We start from the raw sequence: 18,431 nt of genomic DNA on the forward strand, positions 1-18,431 counted from the left end.
CCGAGTGCGAAATGCCTGTTCGGATGGAGGATGCCAGATCACCGGACACAGACGGTAGGTCGACGGACACGATGAGCAGCCAAAACGTGCGGGCGTAGGGTGTGCTCGCAATGACTGAAACAGTTTCGCAAGACGCGCCCGCGTCGGCCCGGCGGGCGGTCCGTGCGGGCGCCGGCGCCACAGTCACCACGATCGTGTGCGTCCTGCCCGTCTTCCTCGTCGGCGGTCTCGCCGTGCAGCTCGGCGACGAACTCCGGTTCAGCCCTGCCGGCCTGGGCCTGGCCGTCTCGATCTACTTCGGCGTGAGCGCGCTCGCCTCGGTGCCCTCCGGGGCCCTGGTCGAGCGGTACGGCCCGGCCACCGTCGCCCGCGCCGGCGTCCTGCTCTCCGCCGCCTCCCTGCTCGCCGTGGCCGGGCTGGCCCGGTCGTACCCGATGCTGGTGACGCTGCTGGCGCTCAGCGCCGCCGCCAACGCGCTCGGACAGCTCGCCAGCAACGCCGCGCTCGCCGAGCACGTGCCCGCCCACCGCCAGGGGCTCTCCTTCGGCGTGAAGCAGGCCGCCGTACCGGTCGCCACGCTGCTGGCCGGCGTGGCGGTCCCCACCGTCGCGCTCACCGCCGGCTGGCGCTGGGCCTTCGTGGTGGCCGCCGGGGCGGCGCTGGCCGCGCTGCCGGCCGTACCCCGGACCGGACGGGACCGGCGCGCCCGGGCCGCCTCCGGAGGCCGCTACGGGGGCACCGGGCCCCTGGTGGTGATCGGGCTGGCCGCGACGCTGGCGGCCGCCGCGGCGAACGCGCTGGGCACGTTCCTGGTCGACTCGGCGGCGGCGCGGGGCCTCTCCCCCGGCCTGGCCGGGCTGACGCTCACGCTCGGCAGCGCGGTGTGCGTGTTCGCCCGGGTGGGCGTCGGCTGGCTCGCCGACCGGCGCGCCAGCGGGCACGTCGGGCTGATCGCGGGGATGCTGCTGACCGGCTCGGTCGGCCTGATCCTGCTCGCGGTGGCCGGCCCGGCGCCGCTGGTCGCGGGCGTGGTGCTCGGCTTCGGGCTCGGCTGGGCCTGGCCGGGACTGATGAACTTCGCGGTGGTCCGGCTGCACCCGCAGGCACCGGCCGCCGCGACCTCGATCACCCAGACCGGCGTGTACGCGGGCGGCTGCCTGGGACCGCTCGGCCTGGGCGCGCTGGCCGGCGCGGCCGGCTACCCGGCGATGTGGCTGACGGCAGCAGCGCTCATGCTCCTGGCCGCCGTCCTGATGCTGCTCGGCGCCCGCCTGCTCCGCCGCGCCCCCGCGCTCTCCTGACCGCCCTCGCCCCGGGTGCGGGGGTCAGCTGGTGCGGTCGGCGATGTAGTCGCAGAGGGACTCCAGCGCGCGCCGCGCCGGGCCCTCGGGCAGCGGGGCCAGCCGGGCGCGGGCGTCCTCGGCGTAGCTGCGCACCGTCTCCCGGGCGCGCTTGAGCGCCGGGGACTCCCGCAGCAGGCCGAGCGCCTCGGCGTGCAGCGCGTCGTCCACCAGCGGGCCGGTGGCCAGGATCTCCCGCAGCCGTACGCTCGCCGCGTCCGCGTCGTCCGAGGCCAGCGCGTAGAGCACCGGCAGCGTGGGCACGCCCTCGCGCAGGTCGGTGCCGGGCGTCTTGCCGGACTGGATCGACTCGCTGGAGATGTCCAGCAGGTCGTCGGAGAGCTGGAACGCGACGCCGATGATCTCGCCGTACTCGGCGAGCGCCTCGATGTGCTGGGGCGCCGCGCCGCCGAACATGCCGCCGAAGCGGGCCGACGTGGCGATCAGCGAGCCGGTCTTCTCGGCGATCACGTGCAGGTAGTGCGCGACCGGGTCGTCGTCGCGCGGGCCGACCGTCTCGGCGATCTGGCCGTGCACCAGCCGCGCGAACGTGCGCGCCTGGAGGCGTACCGCCTCGGTGCCCAGGTCGGCGGCGATGTCCGCGGCCCGGGCGAAGAGGTAGTCGCCGACCAGGATGGCCACCGAGTTGGTCCAGCGGGAGTTGGCGCTCGGCGCACCCCGCCGCACGGCGGCCTCGTCCATCACGTCGTCGTGGTAGAGCGTCGCCAGGTGGGTGAGTTCCATCACCACGGCGGCCGGGACGACCTGCGCGGCCTCCGGGTCGCCGAACTGGGCGCTCAGCGCCACCAGCAGCGGGCGGAACCGCTTGCCGCCGGCCTCGACCAGGTGACGGGCCGCCTCGGTCACCAGCGGGTCCGCGCTGGCGACGCTGGCCCGCAGCTCCGCCTCGACCCGGTCGAGCACACCCAGCACTGAGGCTTCGACGCGCGGGTCCGCGAGGTGCAGGCCGAGCGCGCCGAACTGACCTGAACGCTCGCCAGCCGGATTCGCCACGTCCTCAACCATGCCACACCCGTTCGACCTGCTCGTCGAGGGGGATACGGGCCGGGGGCCGGCACGCCACGGCGTACCGGCCCCCGGTGGGAACACCTCGGTCATCTGACGAATTCGGCGGCGCCAGTCGTCAGGTCGAGCAGCGGACCCGGGACCACGCCGAGCACCAGCGTGGCCAGCACGCCGATGACCAGCGCCGCCGAGGTGAGCGCGCCCGGCACGGTCACCGTCGGCGTGGCCTCGCCCGGCTCGGAGAGCCACATCATCACCACGACCCGCAGGTACGGGAAGGCCAGCACCATGCTGGTCAGCACACCGGCGATCACCAGCCAGACCTGGTTGGCCTCCAGGGCCGGGCCGAAGACCGCGAACTTGCTGGTGAAACCGCTGGTGAGCGGGATGCCGGCGAAGGCCAGCAGGATGAACGTGAAGATCGCCGCGAAGAACGGCGAGCGGCGGCCCAGCCCGGCCCAGCGGGACAGGTGGGTGGCCTCCCCGTTGCTGTCGCGCACCAGCGTCACCACGGCGAACGCGGCGAGCACCGAGAAGCCGTACGCGGCCAGGTAGAACATCGTGCCGGAGAGCCCTTCGCGGCTCGGCGCCAGCACACCGACAAGCAGGTAGCCGGCGTTCGCGATCGACGAGTACGCCAGCAGGCGCTTGATGTCCGTCTGGGTGACCGCGAGCACCGCGCCGACCAGCATGGTCAGCACCGCCACCGCGCCGAGCACCGGGGTGAAGTCCCAGGAGGCCCCGGCGAACGCGACGTGGAAGACGCGCAGCAGCGCGCCGAACGCGGCGACCTTGGTGCAGGCGGCCATGAAGCCGGTCACCGGGGTCGGAGCGCCCTGGTAGACGTCCGGCGTCCAGACGTGGAACGGCGCGGCGGCGGCCTTGAACAGCAGGCCGATGCTGAGCAGCGCCATGCCGGCGAACAGCAGCACCGGGCTGGACGGGGACTCGGTGACCGCGGCGTGCACGGTGGCGAAGTCGACGCCGGCCCCACGGCCCGGGATGCCGGAGGTGAAGCCGTAGATCAGGGCGACACCGAACAGGAAGAACGCCGAGGCGTACGCGCCGAGCATGAAGTACTTCAGCGCCGCCTCCTGGCTCAGCAGACGCCGGCGGCGGGCCAGCGCGCAGAGCAGGTAGAGCGGCAGCGAGAAGACCTCCAGCGCGATGAACATGGTCAGCAGGTCGTTCGCCGCCACGAAGATCAGCATGCCGGCGATCGCGAACGACATCAGCGGGTAGACCTCGGTGGCGCCACCGACGCCCTCGGCCTGCCGGCGGTCCTCCGCCGACTCGGCGGTGACCGCGGCGTGCGCCACGAACGCGCCGCCCCGCTCCACCGTGCGCTCGCCGACGAGCAGCAGCGCCATCACGGCCAGGACCAGGATGGCGCCCTGGAGGAACAGCGTCGGCCCGTCGACCGCGATGGCCCCGCCGATGGTGATCAGCCGGACGTCCGCGTTCAGGATCACCATCACGATCGCCGCGAGCATCGCCACCAGGGCGAGCCCGAGCTGCACCGCGTTGCGCAGGCGACGCGGCACGAACGCCTCGACCAGGATCCCGACCAGGGCCGCGCCCAGCATGATCAGGATAGGAGCGAGCGCCGCGTAGTCGATCGACGGCAGCTTCAGTTCACTCACTTCGCGGCCTCCTGGACGCTGCCGACCTCAGGGGCGGGATCGGACTTGCCGACGTCCTGCATGGTCGCCTGGACGGCGGGGTTGATGACATCGGTGACCGGCTTCGGGTAGAAGCCGAGCAGCACGATCAGCGCGATCAGCGGCGCGACGACGACCTTCTCGCGCAGCGTGAGGTCCCGGCGCATGCCCTCGACCTCGGTCAACGCCGGGTTCAGCGTGCCCTGCGTGGTGCGCTGCACCATCCACAGCACGTACGCCGCCGCCAGGATGATGCCGAGCGTGGCGATCACCGCGACCGGCTTGTTGACGGTGAACGTGCCGATCAGCACCAGGAACTCGGAGACGAACGGCGCGGTGCCGGGCAACGCCAGCGAGGCCAGACCGGCGAAGAAGAGCACGCCGGCCAGCACCGGCACCAGCTTGCCCGCGCCGCCGAAGTCGCTGATCAGCGCCGAGCCGCGCCGGGCGATCAGCATGCCGACCACCAGGAACAGCAGGCCGGTGGCCAGGCCGTGGTTGAGCATGTAGAGCACCGCGCCGGTGCCGGCCTGGGTGGTGAACGCGAAGATGCCGACGCCGATGAACCCGAAGTGCGCGATCGAGGTGTACGACACCAGCCGCTTCAGGTCGTTCTGGCCGACCGCCAGCAGCGCGGCGTAGATGATGCCGATCACGCCGAGCGCCAGCGCCCACGGCGCGAACCAGCGCGACGCCTCCGGGAACAGCGGCAGGCAGTAGCGCAGGATGCCGAACGTGCCGACCTTGTCCAGCACACCGACCAGCAGTGCGGCGGCGCCGGCCGGGGCCGCGCCACCGGCGTCCGGCAGCCAGGTGTGGAACGGGAAGAACGGCGCCTTGATCGCGAAGGCGACGAAGAAGCCGAGGAACAGCCAGCGGGCCGTGTCCGTGGCGAACTCCGCCTGGCTCAGCGCCTGCCAGTCGAAGGTCTTCCCGCCGACCACCCAGAGGCCGATCACCGCGGCCAGCATGAACAGACCGCCGACCAGCGAGTAGAGGAAGAACTTGACCGCCGCGTACTGCCGCTGGTGGCCGCCGTAGCTGCCGATCAGGAAGTACATCGGCACCAGCATGACCTCGAAGAACACGTAGAACAGGAACACGTCGGCGGCGGCGAAGACGCCGATCATCGTGCACTCGAGGACGAGCAGCAACGCGAAGTAGGCGGGCACCGAGCGCTTCGACGCCTCGGCGTCGTGCCAGGACGCCAGGATCACCAGCGGCACCAGGATCGCGATCAGCATCAGCATGACCAGCGCGATGCCGTCCACCTCGAAGGTGAAGTTCACGCCCCAGTTCGGGATCCACGGGTACGACTCGCGGAACTGGAACCGGTCACCACCGGCGGAGAAGGCGAACCACATCACCACCGAGAGCACCAGCACCAGCAGCGACCAGCCGAACGCCACCAGCTTGGCCAGGTCCGGGCGGCTGCGGGGCAGCAGTGCCACCACCAGGGCGCCGACCAGCGGCGCCACGGTCAGCACCGAGAGGAACGGGAAGTTGGACATTATTCGGCCTTACCTCCGTCGTGACTGCGTGGCCCGCCGGCGGGGGCGGCCGCGTTGAGGTCGATCACGCCAGCCACCCCGCCTGCACCGCCAGGAACGCCGCGACCACGAGCAGCGCGCCGGTGAGGATCGAGGTCGCGTACGACCGCACGAAGCCGGTCTGGAGCCGCCGGAGCCGGCCCGAGCCCCCGCCCACGGCGGCGGCCAGGCCGTTGACCAGCCCGTCGACGCCCCGGTTGTCGAGGAACACGAGCGCCCGGGTGAGGAAGATGCCCGGCTTCTCGAAGACCGCCTCGTTGAAGGCGTCCGTGTAGAGGTTCCGGCGCGCGGCGGTGACCACCACGCCGGCCGGCTGCGGCTCGGTCGCCGTGCCGCCGCGGAACAGGAACCAGGCCAGCCCGGCGCCCAGCACCGTGATCAGCAGCGACAGCGCGGTGAGCAGCCAGTGCGCCAGCACCGGCGCGTGCTCCCCGCTCTCGGCGGCGAGCCCGTTGGTGGCGGTGAGCCAGTCCGGCACGGAGGTGGCGAGCAGGAAGCCCGCGCCGACCGAGCCGATCGCCAGCAGGATCAGCGGGATCGTCATCAGCTTCGGCGACTCGTGCGGGTGCTCGATGTCCTCGGTCCAGCGCTTCGGGCCGTGGAACGTGAGCACGAACAGCCGCGTCATGTAGAACGCGGTGAGCCCGGCGCCGAGCAGCGCGGCCAGGCCGAACAGCCAGGCCGTCCAGCCCTCCCGCTCGAACGCGGCCACGATGATCGGCTCCTTGGAGAAGTAGCCGGAGAACGGGAACATGCCGATGATGGCGAGCCAGCCCATCATGAACGTCAGCCAGGTGACCTTCATGTACTTCGACAGTCCGCCGAAGCGCCGGATGTCGACCTGGTCGTTCATGCCGTGCATGACCGAGCCGGCGCCGAGGAACATGTTGGCCTTGAAGAAGCCGTGCGCCAGCAGGTGCACGATGGCGAGCGCGTACGCGCCGCCGCCGAGACCGACGCCGAGGAACATGTAGCCGATCTGGCTCACCGTCGACCAGGCCAGCACCCGCTTGATGTCGTCCTTGGCCGCGCCGATGATGCAGCCCATCAGCAGGGTGAGCGCGCCGACGCTGACCACCACGAGCTGGAGCGTCTCGTTGGCCGAGAAGATCGCGTTGGAGCGGGCGATCAGGTAGACGCCGGCGGTGACCATGGTGGCCGCGTGGATGAGCGCGGACACCGGGGTCGGGCCCTCCATCGCGTCCGGCAACCACGCCTGGAGCGGGAACTGGCCGGACTTGCCGGCCGCGCCGAGCAGCAGGAGCAGGCCGAGCACCAGCACCGTGGTCGAGGTCAGCGAGCCGACCCCGTTGAACACCTCGTCGTACTGGGTGGTGCCGAGCATGGCGAACATGATGAAGATGCCGATGGCCAGGCCGGCGTCGCCGACCCGGTTCATCAGGAACGCCTTCTTGCCGGCGGTGGCCGCGCTCGGCCGGCCGTACCAGAAGGAGATCAGCAGGTACGACGCCAGACCGACGCCCTCCCAGCCGAAGTAGAGCATCACGTAGTTGTTGCCGAGCACCAGCAGCAGCATCGCGGCGACGAACAGGTTGAAGTAGGCGAAGAACAGTCGCCGGCCCTCGTCGTGCGCCATGTACTCCACGGCGTAGAGGTGGATCAGGAAGCCCACCCCGGTGATCAGCAGGACGAAGACAGCGGCCAGCGGGTCGAAGAGCAGACCGAAGTCCACCTTCAGGTCGCCGACCACCATGAAGTCCCAGAGGCTCAGCTCGACCTGCTTGTTCTCCAGGCCGCGAAGCTGGAAGAAGTAGGTGAGCCCGAGCAGGAAGGCGGCGCCGATGGCGCCCACGCCGAGCCAGTGGCCCCAGCGGTCCGCCCGCTTGCCCAGCAGCAGCAGGATCGCCGCGCTGACCAGCGGGATCGCCACCAGCAGCCAGACCGAGCCCAGCATCCCGTCCGCCGTGGCGAAGGTGACGGCCTCGGCTGGCTCAGACTGGGCGATCGTCAGAATCTGTTCCACCACGAGCCCCTCAGTACTTCAGCAGGTTGGCGTCGTCGACGCTCGCCGAGCGCCGGGTACGGAAGATCGCCATGATGATCGCGAGACCGACAACTACCTCGGCCGCCGCCACCACCATCACGAAGAACGCCATGATCTGGCCGTTCAGGTCGCCGTTGATCCGGCTGAACGTGACCAGGGTCAGGTTGGCCGCGTTGAGCATCAGCTCGATGCACATGAACAGCACGATCGCGTTGCGCCGGACCAGCACGCCGACGGCGCCGATGGTGAACAGCACCGCCGCGAGGATCAGGTAGTAGTCCGGGGTCACCGTGCTGACCTTTCGTTCGCGACTGCGGGGCTCCGCTCCGCTGCACTCCTCGCGCTCACCGATCCGTCCCCTTCAGTGCGGTCTCCTCGGCCGTCAGCTCGCGCACCGGCAGGATCTCCGGGATGCTGCGCTCGGTCAGCCGGCCGTCGGGCAGGCGGGCCGGGGTGGCCACCGAGGAGGAGGTCGCGTAGACACCCGGGCCGGGCTTCGGGCCGGGGTAGTTGCCGGGACGGAACCGCGCCTTCATGGTGGCGATCTGGTCCATCCGGTCCGCCTTGCGCCGCTCGACGTGCGCCAGCACCATCGCGCCCACCGCCGCGGTGATCAGCAGCGCCGAGGTCAGCTCGAAGGCGAAGACGTACTTGGTGAACAGCAGCCGGGCGATGCCCTGCACGTTGCCCTCGGCGTTCGCCTCGTCGAGCCCGGCCGCCCGCACGCCGTCGAGCGCGCGGTACAGGCCGCTGCCCACCAGACCGGCGAAGCCGAGCCCGAGGACGACGGCGGCGACCCGCTGGCCGCGCAGCGTCTCGATGAGCGAGTCGGACGCGTCCCGGCCGACGAGCATCAGCACGAACAGGAACAGCATCATGATCGCGCCGGTGTAGACGATGATCTGCACCATGCCGATGAACGGCCCGGCCTGGAGCACGTAGAACACGCCCAGGCAGAGCATTGTCAGCACGAGCCACAGCGCGGAGTGCACCGCGTTGCGGGCCCACACCATGCCGACCGCCCCGAGCAGGGCCAGCGGGGCGAGGATCCAGAAGGTGACCTCCTCACCCCCGGACACCTGGCCCGCAGCGGCGAGCACCGTAGCCGAGGTCATGCCTTGCCTCCCTTGCCCGCCGCGGCGGACCGCTGCTCGGCCTGCTCGGCGCCGGGGAAGGTCACGCCGGGGTGCTCCTCCACCTGGTACCGGCCGGGGCCCATCGGCGAGCGCTCGGCGCCGGCCGAGGTGCCCGGGTTGGTCAGCGCGCCGACGTAGTAGTCCTTCTCGCTGTCGCCCAGCCGCATCGGGTGCGGCGGCTGCTCCATGCCCTCGAGCAGCGGCGCGAGCAGCTGCTCCTTCGTGAAGATGAGGTCCTGCCGGTTGTCCCGGGCCAGCTCGTACTCGTTGCTCATGGTGAGCGAACGGGTCGGGCAGGCCTCGATGCAGAGCCCGCAGAAGATGCACCGGGCGTAGTTGATCTGGTAGATGCTGGCGTACCGCTCACCTGGGGAGAAGCGCTGCTCCTCGGTGTTGTCGCCACCCTCCACGTAGATCGCGTCGGCCGGGCAGGCCCAGGCGCACAGCTCGCAGCCGATGCACTTCTCCAGCCCGTCCGGGTGCCGGTTGAGGATGTGCCGCCCGTGGTAGCGCGGCGCCGAGACCGGCGGCTTGAACGGGTAGTCGGTGGTGACGACCTTCTTGAACATGTGCGAGAAGGTGACACCGAAGCCCTTGAACGTTCCGGTGATCGCGCCCACGTCACACCTCCCTGGAGTCCGGGCCGGCGACGACGTTGGCCGGCTCCCGCTCGGCGAGCACGCGCTTGGTACGCGGGCTCGGCGGAACCTGAAGATCCATCGGCGGCAGCGGGAAGCTGCCGTACGGCCGGCTGTCCGCCTGCTCCTGGGGCGACGGCTTGAGTTCCTTCTTCCGGCTCGGCCAGAAGAGGGTGACCAGCAGCAGCACGCCCGCGCCGACGGCGGTGACGAGCAGCCGGTCCCGGGCCTGCCAGTCCTCGATCGAGCGCAGCCCGGCGAGCACCATGATCCAGACCAGGTTCAGCGGCAGCAGCACCTTCCAGCCGAAGCGCATGAACTGGTCGTAGCGGAGCCGGGGCAGCGTGCCGCGCAGCCAGACGAAGACGAAGACCAGCAGGATGACCTTGCCGAAGAACCACAGCATCGGCCACCAGCCCTCGTTGGCGCCCGACCAGATCGTGATCGGCCACGGCGCGTGCCAGCCGCCGAGGAAGAGCGTCACCGTGAACGCCGACATCGTCACCATCGCGACGTACTCGCTGAGCATGAACAGCGCGAACTTCAGCGAGCTGTACTCGGTCTGGAAGCCGGCCACCAGCTCCGACTCCGCCTCGGGCAGGTCGAACGGCGCCCGGTTGGTCTCACCGACGATGGCGATGAAGAACATGATGAAGCTGGGCAGCAGCAGGATCGCGTACCAGCCGGGGGCCGCGAGGTCGAAGCCGCCGATGCTCAGCCGGGTGCCGTCGCCCTGCGCGGCGACGATCCCGCTGGTCGACATGGTGCCGGCGGTCATGAAGACCGCGACCACGCTCAGGCCCATGGTGACCTCGTAGGACACCAGCTGGGCGGCGGAGCGCAGACCACCGAGCAGCGGGTACGTGGAGCCGCTGGCCCAGCCGCCGAGCACGATGCCGTACACGGCCAGCGAGGAGAAGGCCAGCACCACCAGCACCGCCACCGACACGTCGGTGACCTGCAGCGGCGTGCGGTGCCCGAAGATGCTCACCATCGGCCCGAACGGGATCACCGACAGCGCGGTGACCGCGCAGACCACGGAGATCACCGGGGCGAAGAAGTAGACGACCTTGTCGGCCTTGCGCGGGAGGATGTCCTCCTTGAAGGCCAGCTTCACGCCGTCGGCGAGCGTCTGGAGCAGACCGAACGGGCCGGCCTGGTTGGGACCGGGCCGCACCGCCATCCGGCCCACGACCCGGCGCTCGAACCAGACGCCCAGCAGCGTGGCCGCCACGGCGACGACGAACGCGAAGAGGATCTTGCCGAGGACCAGCCACCACGGGTCCTTGCCGAAGTCGGCAAGCGTCGGGTCCTGCGCCGCGAGGTAGAGATTCACTGCACCGACCTTTCGTTCGCGACCGCGAGGCGTACTCGCTCCGCTCGTTGCCTGCGCGCGCTCACTGTGCACTCCCGGTGTTCAGCAGCGGGCCCGGCCGGTCCGCGGCGTCCGCCGCGACCCGTCCGGCCGGGACGGCCGGACCGCCGGCGGCGCCGACGGAGACCTTCACCAGCGAACCGGACGTCGCGCCGAGGCTGCGCCGCACGGTGGAGCCGGGCGAGTTGGTCGGCAGCCAGACGACGCCGTCCGGCATCTCGGTGATCGCCGCCGGCAGCGTGACGGCGCCCCGGTCGGTGCCGACGGTGACCGCGTCGCCGTCGGCCACGCCGAGGGACTCGGCGGTGCCCTTGCCCAGCCGGACCACCGGCGGGCGGGCGGTGCCGGCGAGGTGCTCGTCGCCGTCGGTGAGGCTGCCCAGGTCGATGAGCTGGTGCCAGGTGGACAGCACGGCCTCGCCCGCGCCGGGCTGCCGGACGGCGGCCGGCTCGACCGAGGGCGCCGACGGCCGCTCGACCCGGGTACGCGGCAGCGCGCCCAGCTCGCGGCGGATGCTCGGCACGTCGCCGGTGCCCAGCCGCACGTCGAGCTGCGCGGCGATCGCGTCGAGGATCCGGGCGTCGGTCATCGCGCCGGTGTCCAGCACCTTCTCGAACGTGCGCAGCCGGCCCTCCCAGTCCAGGAAGCTGCCGGCCTTCTCGACCACCGGCGCGATCGGCAGGACCACGTCGGCACGGCGCGACACCGCGCTCATCCGCAGTTCCAGGCTGACCAGGAACGGCACCGCTTCCAGGGCCTTCTCGGCCAGGCGCGGGTCGGCCAGGTCGGCCGGGTCCACACCGGCCACCACCAGGGCGCCGAGCTGACCGTTCGCGGCGGCGGTGAGGATGCCGTCGGTGTCGCGGCCGGCCTGGCTCGGGATCACCCCGGCCGGGATGTCCCACGCCTCGCCCAGCTCCGCGCGGGCGGCGGGCTCGGTGACCACCCGGCCGCCGGGGAGCAGGTTGGGCAGGCAGCCCGCGTCGACAGCGCCGCGGTCGCCCGCGCGCCGCGGCACCCAGACCAGCCGGGCGCCGGTACGCCGGGCGACGTCCGCCGCCGCCGACAGCCCGCCCGGAACCTCGGCCAGCCGCTCGCCGACGATCAGGATCGCGCCGGGCTGCCCCAGCGCCTCGGCCACCGTGGCGTGCTCGGCCAGCACGCCGGCCTCCTCGCCCGGCACCACGCGGGCCAGCTTCGCCCCGAGCTTCTCCAGGCCGCGCGTCGCGAACGGCGCGATCGCGTACACAGTGAGCTTCTTCTTCAGGTACGCCTTGCGCAGCCGCAGGAAGAGGATCGGGCACTCCTCCTCCGGCTCCAGGCCGACGAGCACCACCGCGGGCGCGTTCTCCACGTCGGTGTAGGTCACGTCGGTGACCCCGGCGACGCTGCTGGCCAGGAAGTCGGCCTCCTCGCGGGAGACCGGGCGGGCCCGGAAGTCGATGTCGTTGGTGTGCAGCGCGATGCGGGCGAACTTCGCGTACGCGTAGGCGTCCTCGACGGTGAGCCGGCCGCCGGTCAGCACCGCCGTGCCCGTCGCGCCGTCGCGGGCCTCGCGCAGCCCCTCGGCGGCCCGGGTCAGCGCCTCGCTCCAGGACGCCTCGCGCAGCTCACCGGTCTTCTCGTCGCGCACCATCGGGGTGCTGATCCGGTCGAACGCGCGGGCGTACTGGAAGCCCCAGCGGCCCTTGTCGCAGTTCCACTCCTCGTTCACCGCCGGGTCGTCGCCGGCCAGCCGGCGCAGCACCTTGCCGCGCCGCCAGTCGGTGCGCTGCGCGCAACCGGCCGAGCAGTGCTCGCAGACGCTCGGCGTGGAGACCAGGTCGAAGGGGCGGGCCCGGAACCGGTACTGCGCGCCGGTCAGCGCGCCCACCGGGCAGATCTGCACGGTGTTGCCGGAGAAGTACGAGTTGAACGGAACGTCCCCCTCGTCGCCCTCCTCGCCGTACTCCTCGTCCCGGTAGATGTTGATCTCCTCGTGCGAGGAGCGTCCCATCAGGTCGATGAACTTGTCCCCGGCGATCTCCTCGGAGAACCGGGTGCACCGCTGGCAGAGCACGCAGCGCTCGCGGTCGAGCAGCACCTGGGTGCTGATCGGCAGCGGCTTCGGGTACTCCCGCTTGTGCTCGTGGAACCGCGAGTCCGTCCGGCCGGTGGACATCGCCTGGTTCTGCAGCGGGCACTCGCCGCCCTTGTCGCACATCGGGCAGTCCAGGGGGTGGTTGAGGAGCAGCAGCTCCATCACCCCCTCCTGGGCCTTCTTGGCGACCGGGGAGGTGAGCTGCGTCCGCACCACCATGCCGTCGGCGACGGTCTGGGTGCAGGAGGCGACCGGCTTGCGCTGGCCCTCCACCTCCACCAGGCACTGCCGGCAGGCGCCGGCCGGGGCCAGCAGCGGGTGGTCGCAGAAACGCGGGATCTCGGTGCCGAGCTGCTCGGCGACCCGGATCAGCAGCGCACCCTTGGGCGCGGTGACCTCGACGCCGTCGATGGTCAGCGTGACGGTCTCGGTCTGCTTGGCTACGTCGGTCATCAGTGCGCCCCTACCAGGGTCTTCTCCGACAGCTTCGGAGCGGTACGTCCCTCGATGTAGTCGAGGTAGTCCTGCTTGAAGTACTTCAGCGACGAGGTGACCGAGCTGGTCGCGCCGTCACCCAGACCGCAGAACGAGCGGCCGAGGATGTTGTCGCAGGTGTCGAGCAGGGTGTCCAGGTCCTCGTGGGTGCCCTGGCCGGCCAGGATGCGCCGGTAGACCCGGACCATCCAGTAGTTGCCCTCCCGGCACGGGGTGCACTTGCCGCACGACTCGTGGTGGTAGAACTCCAGCCACCGGTAGGTCGCGTACACCGGGCAGTCCTGGTCGGAGAAGATCTGCGTGGCGGTGGTGCCCAGGATCGAGCCGGCCCCCGCCACCCCCTCGAAGTCCAGCGGCACGTCCAGGTGCTCGGCGGTCAGCAGCGGCGTCGACGAGCCACCCGGGGTCCAGAACTTCAGGTCGTGCCCGGGCTGCATTCCGCCGGCCAGCTCGATCAGCTCGCGCAGTGTGATGCCCATCGAGCACTCGTACTGGCCCGGGTTCGCGATCCGGCCGGACAGCGAGTAGATCATCGGGCCGGACGACTTCTCCGTGCCCATCGTCTTCCACCAGTCCGCGCCACCGAGCACGATGTACGGCACGCTGGCGATGGTGCCGACGTTGTTGACCACCGTCGGGCTGGCGTACAGGCCGTGGGTCGCCGGGAACGGCGGGCGCAGCCGGGGCTGGCCGCGGAAGCCCTCCAGCGAGTCCAGCAGCGCGGTCTCCTCGCCGCAGATGTACGCCCCGGCGCCGGAGTGCACCACCAGGTCCAGGTCGAACCCGGAACCGAGGATGTTCCGGCCGAGGTAACCCTTGGCGTACGCCTCGGCGACCGCGTTGCGCAGCCGCCGCGCGGCGTGCACGGCCTCGCCGCGGATGTAGATGTACGCCCGGTTGGCCCGGATCGCGTACGAGGCGATGATGACGCCCTCGACCAGCGAGTGCGGGTCGTAGGTCATCAGCGGCAGGTCCTTGCAGGTGCCCGGCTCGCCCTCGTCGGCGTTCACCACCAGGTAGTGCGGCTTGCCGTCGCCCTGCGGGATGAAGCCCCACTTCAGGCCGGTCGGGAAGCCCGCGCCGCCACGGCCGCGCAGCCCGGAGTCCTTGACCAGCTGGATCAGGTCGTCCGGGTGCGCCTTGAGCGCCTTGCGCAGGGCGGCGTAGCCGTCCAGGTTCTCGTAGGTGCCGAGCCGCCAGGCGTCCGGCGACAGCCAGCGCTTGGTGAGCACCGGCGTGAGCTTGGCCAGCGTCTCCGGCCGAGGAGTGGTCACTTCCGGGCCCCCGATCCGTTCGCGTCCGCCCGGTCGGCGCCGTCCGCGCCCGTACCGGCCTCAGCTTCCTTGAGGTTGCGCTCCTGCGCGCCGACCGCGTCGCCGGCGGGCTTGCCGTCGCCGGCCGGCGGGTTCGCCGCCGTGCCGGCCGCCTGCGCCGCCTGCGCGTCGCGGGGCACCGGCGCCGGGCCGTCCACCGGGACCTTGGTGCCCGGCGCGTCCGGTACGGCGGTGGCCGCGTCCGGCTGCCGGGTCTCGGCGGTACGCACCTGCGGCGACTTGGCGTCCGGCGCCTTCACGTCCGGCGCGGTGCTGCCGGTGGCCGCCTCCGGCTTGGCCGGCTCGGCGGCCTTGGCCGGCTCGGGCGCGGGGGCCGGCTTCGCGGCCTCGGCCTTCGCCTTGGCCTCGGCGGCGGCCCGGTCGGCCTCGGCCTTGCTGCGGATCGGGGTCTTCGGGTCGAAGCCCGGCACCGAGACGCCGTGCTGCTCGGCCAGGCGCAGGCCGCGCAGGCTGGGCTCGCCCGGCCCGCCGTCGGCCACCGCGCCGTCGCGCTCGTCGGCGAAACCGGCGAGCTGGACCGCCATCTCCTTGAGCGTGCACAGGCGCGCGCCCCGGGTGGGCATCGGCCGGCCGCCGGCCCGCAGCTCCTCGACCACGTCGAGCGCGCCCTGCGGCTCCACGTTGTCGAAGAAGTCGTAGTTGACGGTCATGACCGGGCCGTAGTCGCACGCCGCGAGGCACTCGGCGTGCTCCAGCGTGATCTTCCCGTCGGCGGTGGTCTCCTCGTGCCCGACGCCGAGGTGCTCGGCCAGGGCGTCGTAGACCTTCTGCCCGCCGAGCACGTCGCACATGGTGTTGGTGCAGACGCTGACCAGGTAGTCACCGGTGGGCTTGCGCTTGTACATGGTGTAGAAGGTGGCGACGGCGCCGACCTGGGCCTTGTTCAGCCCGAGCACCTCGGCGCAGAACTCGACACCGGCCGGGGAGACGTACCCCTCCTCGGACTGGACCAGGTGCAGCAGCGGCAGCAGCGCCGAGCGCGACCGGTCGGCCGGGTACCGGGCGATGATCTCCCGCGCCCGGAGCCGGGTCTCTTCAGTGAACGTGCTCATCGGTCACAACCACCCATCACAGGGTCCAGCGAGGCGCCGCCGGCGATCACGTCGGCGATCAGGCCGCCCTCGGCCATCGCCGGGAGGGCCTGGAGGTTGACGAAGCTCGGCTCCCGGTAGTGCACCCGGTAGGGCCGGGTGCCGCCGTCGGACACCGCGTGCACGCCCAGCTCGCCGCGGGGCGACTCGATGGCGACGTACACCTGGCCCGGCGGAACCCGGAAGCCCTCGGTGACGAGCTTGAAGTGGTGGATCAGCGACTCCATCGACTGGCCCATGATCTTCGCGACGTGCTCCAGGGAGTTGCCCATGCCGTCGACACCGATGGCGAGCTGCGCCGGCCAGGCGATCTTCTTGTCGGAGACCATCACCGGGCCCGGCTTCAGGCGGTCCAGCGCCTGCTCGACGAGCTTCAGCGACTCCCGGATCTCCGCGACCCGGACCAGGTAGCGGCCCCACACGTCACCGTCGGTGTGGGTCGGCACGTCGAACTCGTACGTCTCGTAGCCGCAGTACGGCATGGTCTTGCGCAGGTCCCAGGCGAGGCCGGCGGAGCGCAGCACCGGGCCGGTGACGCCGAGCGCCATGCAGCCGGTCACGTCGAGCACCGCGACGTTCTGCGTGCGCTCCAGCCAGATCGGCTGGCCGGAGAGCAGGTCCTCGTACTCCTTGAGCCGCTTCGGCATCAGCGTGAGGAAGTCGCGGATCTTGCGGATCGCGTCGTCCGGTACGTCCTGCGCCACACCGCCCGGCCGCACGTACGCGTGGTTCATCCGCAGGCCGGTGATGGTCTCGAAGATGTCGAGGACGTACTCCCGCTCGCGGAAGCCGTACAACATCATGTTGATCGCGCCCAGCTCCATGGCGGTGGTCGCCAGCCAGACCAGGTGCGACGAGATCCGGTTGAGCTCCATCATCAGCACGCGGATGGTGTTGGCCCGCTCGGTGATGTCGTCGGTGATCCCGAGCAGCTTCTCCACCGCGAGCGCGTACGCCGTCTCGTTGAACAGCGGCGAGAGGTAGTCCATCCGGGTCACGAACGTCGAGCCCTGGACCCAGTTGCGGTACTCCAGGTTCTTCTCGATGCCGGTGTGCAGGTAGCCGACGACCGAGCGGGCCTCGCGGACCGTCTCGCCCTCCAGCTCCAGGACCAGCCGGAGCACGCCGTGGGTGGACGGGTGCTGCGGACCCATGTTGACGATGATCCGCTCGTCGTTGATCGGGTCCGCGCCGGAGACGACCTCGTCCCAGTCCCCACCGGTGACGGTGAAGACCTTGCCCTCCGTGGTCTCGCGCTCGGTCGCGTAGTTCGACGTGGTCACTGGTACGACCTCCTACGGTCCGGCGGCGGGATCTCCGCACCCTTGTACTCGACCGGTACGCCGCCGAGCGGGTAGTCCTTGCGCTGCGGGTGCCCCTCCCAGTCGTCCGGCATGAGGATCCGGGTCAGGGCGGGGTGGCCGTCGAAGACGACGCCGAACATGTCGTACGCCTCCCGCTCCTGCCAGTCGGCGGTCGGGTAGACGGCGGTGACGCTCGGCACGTGCGGCTGCTCGGCGGAGACCGCCACCTCCAGCCGGACGATGCGGCGGTAGGTCATCGAGGTCAGCTGGTAGACCACGTGCAGGCGGCGTTCCGCGCCCAGGTAGTCCACGCCGGACAGCGAGGAGAGCAGCTCGAAGCGCAGCGCCAGGTCGTCGCGCATCACCTGGCAGACCTCGGCGATGCGCTCCGGGCGTACGTGCAGCGTCAGCTCGCCCCGGTCGACCACGACCTTCTCGATCGCGTCGCCGAAGTCCGGGTACGCCTCCTCCAGCGCGTCCCGCACCTCGTCGAAGTAGCTGCCGTACGGGCGGGTCGCCTCCTCGATCGGCTTGCGCTGGCGGACCAGCCCGCCGTAGCCGGAGACGTCACCGGTGCCCTGGTTGCCGAACATCCCCCGGCCGGCCGGGCTGGCCGGCGGGTACTCGGCCGGAGCGGTGGAGCTGGCGCCGGCCGGGGTGGTCGGCACCGGCACCCCGCCGTCGTTGTTCTTGTCGTTCGGTGCGGTCATTTCGGGCCCCTATGCGACGCCTGAAGGTGGTTCTGCGCCTTCATCCAGTTCTCGATCCGCAGCTGCTCCTCGCGCCCCTCGCGGACGGCCTTCGTCCACTCGGCACGCCGGGCCTTGTCGCTGCGGTACGACGAGGGCATCGAGCCGTACGGCACGGCCGGCACGTCACCGCGCGCCTGGCGGGCCTCCAGCATCTTGCGGCCGTTCGGGCCCAGCGGCTCGTGCATGATCTTCTCGCGCAGCTTGAGCACGGCGTCGATGAGCATCTCCGGCCGGGGCGGGCAGCCGGGGAGGTACATGTCGACCGGGACGACGTGGTCGACGCCCTGCACGATGGCGTAGTTGTTGAACATGCCGCCGCTGCTGGCGCAGACGCCCATCGAGATGACCCAGCGGGGCTCGGCCATCTGGTCGTAGATCTGGCGCAGCACCGGGGCCATCTTCTGGCTCACCCGGCCGGCCACGATCATCAGGTCCGCCTGCCGGGGTGAGGCGCGGAAGACCTCCATGCCCCAGCGGCCCATGTCGTAGTGCGGGCCGCCCGCCGCCATCATCTCGATGGCGCAGCAGGCCAGACCGAACGTGGCGCCCCAGACCGAGGTCTTCCGCGTCCAGTTGACCAGCTTCTCGACGCTGGTGAGCAGGACGCCGGAGGGGAGCTTCTCCTCGATGCCCATCTGCTACCT

The 18,431-nt window shown here is 71.2% G+C and carries 15 protein-coding genes; 1 reads left to right on the top strand and 14 read right to left on the bottom strand.

What is annotated here, in order from left to right; translation table 11 throughout:
- Window positions 1–110 precede the first annotated feature (110 nt).
- Window positions 111–1,301, top strand: a complete 1,191-nt coding sequence (locus AMK25_RS03285) for an MFS transporter (protein ID WP_073826306.1) — start codon at window positions 111–113, stop codon at window positions 1,299–1,301.
- A 24-nt stretch (window positions 1,302–1,325) separates the two neighbouring features.
- Here AMK25_RS03285 and AMK25_RS03290 read toward each other — a convergent pair whose 3' ends face one another.
- The 14 genes from AMK25_RS03290 to AMK25_RS03355 form a co-directional block, all read right to left on the bottom strand.
- Window positions 1,326–2,366: a polyprenyl synthetase family protein gene (locus AMK25_RS03290; RefSeq protein WP_073826310.1), complete on the bottom strand. Its 1,041-nt coding sequence runs from the start codon at window positions 2,364–2,366 to the stop codon at window positions 1,326–1,328.
- A gap of 89 nt (window positions 2,367–2,455) precedes the next feature.
- Complete coding sequence (nuoN, locus tag AMK25_RS03295) at window positions 2,456–4,009, bottom strand: NADH-quinone oxidoreductase subunit NuoN (protein ID WP_073826314.1); 1,554 nt, start codon at window positions 4,007–4,009, stop codon at window positions 2,456–2,458.
- The gene (locus AMK25_RS03300; protein WP_013473559.1) at window positions 4,006–5,538 is read right to left on the bottom strand and encodes an NADH-quinone oxidoreductase subunit M; all 1,533 of its coding nucleotides are present in this window, start codon (window positions 5,536–5,538) and stop codon (window positions 4,006–4,008) included. The genes nuoN and AMK25_RS03300 overlap by 4 nt, the downstream gene beginning before the upstream one ends.
- 64 nt (window positions 5,539–5,602) lie before the next feature.
- Entirely contained in the window at window positions 5,603–7,564 is a 1,962-nt protein-coding gene (gene nuoL / locus AMK25_RS03305) for an NADH-quinone oxidoreductase subunit L (RefSeq protein WP_073826318.1), read from the bottom strand.
- Between the two features lie 7 nt (window positions 7,565–7,571).
- Window positions 7,572–7,871, bottom strand: a complete 300-nt coding sequence (nuoK, locus tag AMK25_RS03310) for an NADH-quinone oxidoreductase subunit NuoK (protein ID WP_013283611.1) — start codon at window positions 7,869–7,871, stop codon at window positions 7,572–7,574.
- Window positions 7,872–7,926: 55 nt separating this feature from the next.
- A complete protein-coding gene (locus AMK25_RS03315; RefSeq protein WP_073826322.1) occupies window positions 7,927–8,697 on the bottom strand; it encodes an NADH-quinone oxidoreductase subunit J in 771 nt (256 codons plus the stop codon).
- Window positions 8,694–9,338, bottom strand: a complete 645-nt coding sequence (gene nuoI / locus AMK25_RS03320; protein ID WP_073826325.1) for an NADH-quinone oxidoreductase subunit NuoI — start codon at window positions 9,336–9,338, stop codon at window positions 8,694–8,696. The genes AMK25_RS03315 and nuoI overlap by 4 nt, the downstream gene beginning before the upstream one ends.
- A 1-nt stretch (window position 9,339) precedes the next feature.
- Entirely contained in the window at window positions 9,340–10,692 is a 1,353-nt protein-coding gene (gene nuoH, locus AMK25_RS03325; protein WP_030500777.1) for an NADH-quinone oxidoreductase subunit NuoH, read from the bottom strand.
- 61 nt (window positions 10,693–10,753) lie between these two features.
- Window positions 10,754–13,264 (bottom strand): NADH-quinone oxidoreductase subunit G, encoded by a 2,511-nt coding sequence (locus tag AMK25_RS03330; RefSeq protein ID WP_073826329.1) that lies wholly within the window; start codon window positions 13,262–13,264, stop codon window positions 10,754–10,756.
- Complete coding sequence (gene nuoF, locus AMK25_RS03335) at window positions 13,264–14,580, bottom strand: NADH-quinone oxidoreductase subunit NuoF (RefSeq protein WP_073826333.1); 1,317 nt, start codon at window positions 14,578–14,580, stop codon at window positions 13,264–13,266. The genes AMK25_RS03330 and nuoF overlap by 1 nt, the downstream gene beginning before the upstream one ends.
- Window positions 14,577–15,692 carry an NADH-quinone oxidoreductase subunit NuoE gene (gene nuoE, locus AMK25_RS03340; protein WP_073826336.1) on the bottom strand — a complete coding sequence of 372 codons (1,116 nt, stop codon included), beginning with the start codon at window positions 15,690–15,692 and terminating at the stop codon, window positions 14,577–14,579. Before nuoE ends, nuoF begins: the two co-directional genes overlap by 4 nt.
- Window positions 15,689–17,014: an NADH-quinone oxidoreductase subunit D gene (locus tag AMK25_RS03345; protein ID WP_073826339.1), complete on the bottom strand. Its 1,326-nt coding sequence runs from the start codon at window positions 17,012–17,014 to the stop codon at window positions 15,689–15,691. The genes nuoE and AMK25_RS03345 overlap by 4 nt, the downstream gene beginning before the upstream one ends.
- A complete protein-coding gene (locus tag AMK25_RS03350) occupies window positions 17,011–17,745 on the bottom strand; it encodes an NADH-quinone oxidoreductase subunit C (protein WP_073826343.1) in 735 nt (244 codons plus the stop codon). The genes AMK25_RS03345 and AMK25_RS03350 overlap by 4 nt, the downstream gene beginning before the upstream one ends.
- Window positions 17,742–18,422: a NuoB/complex I 20 kDa subunit family protein gene (locus AMK25_RS03355; protein WP_073826346.1), complete on the bottom strand. Its 681-nt coding sequence runs from the start codon at window positions 18,420–18,422 to the stop codon at window positions 17,742–17,744. Before AMK25_RS03355 ends, AMK25_RS03350 begins: the two co-directional genes overlap by 4 nt.
- Window positions 18,423–18,431 lie beyond the last annotated feature (9 nt).

Origin of the sequence: Micromonospora sp. TSRI0369 (genome assembly GCF_001905625.1) — a bacterium.
GTDB lineage: Bacteria > Actinomycetota > Actinomycetes > Mycobacteriales > Micromonosporaceae > Micromonospora > Micromonospora echinospora_A.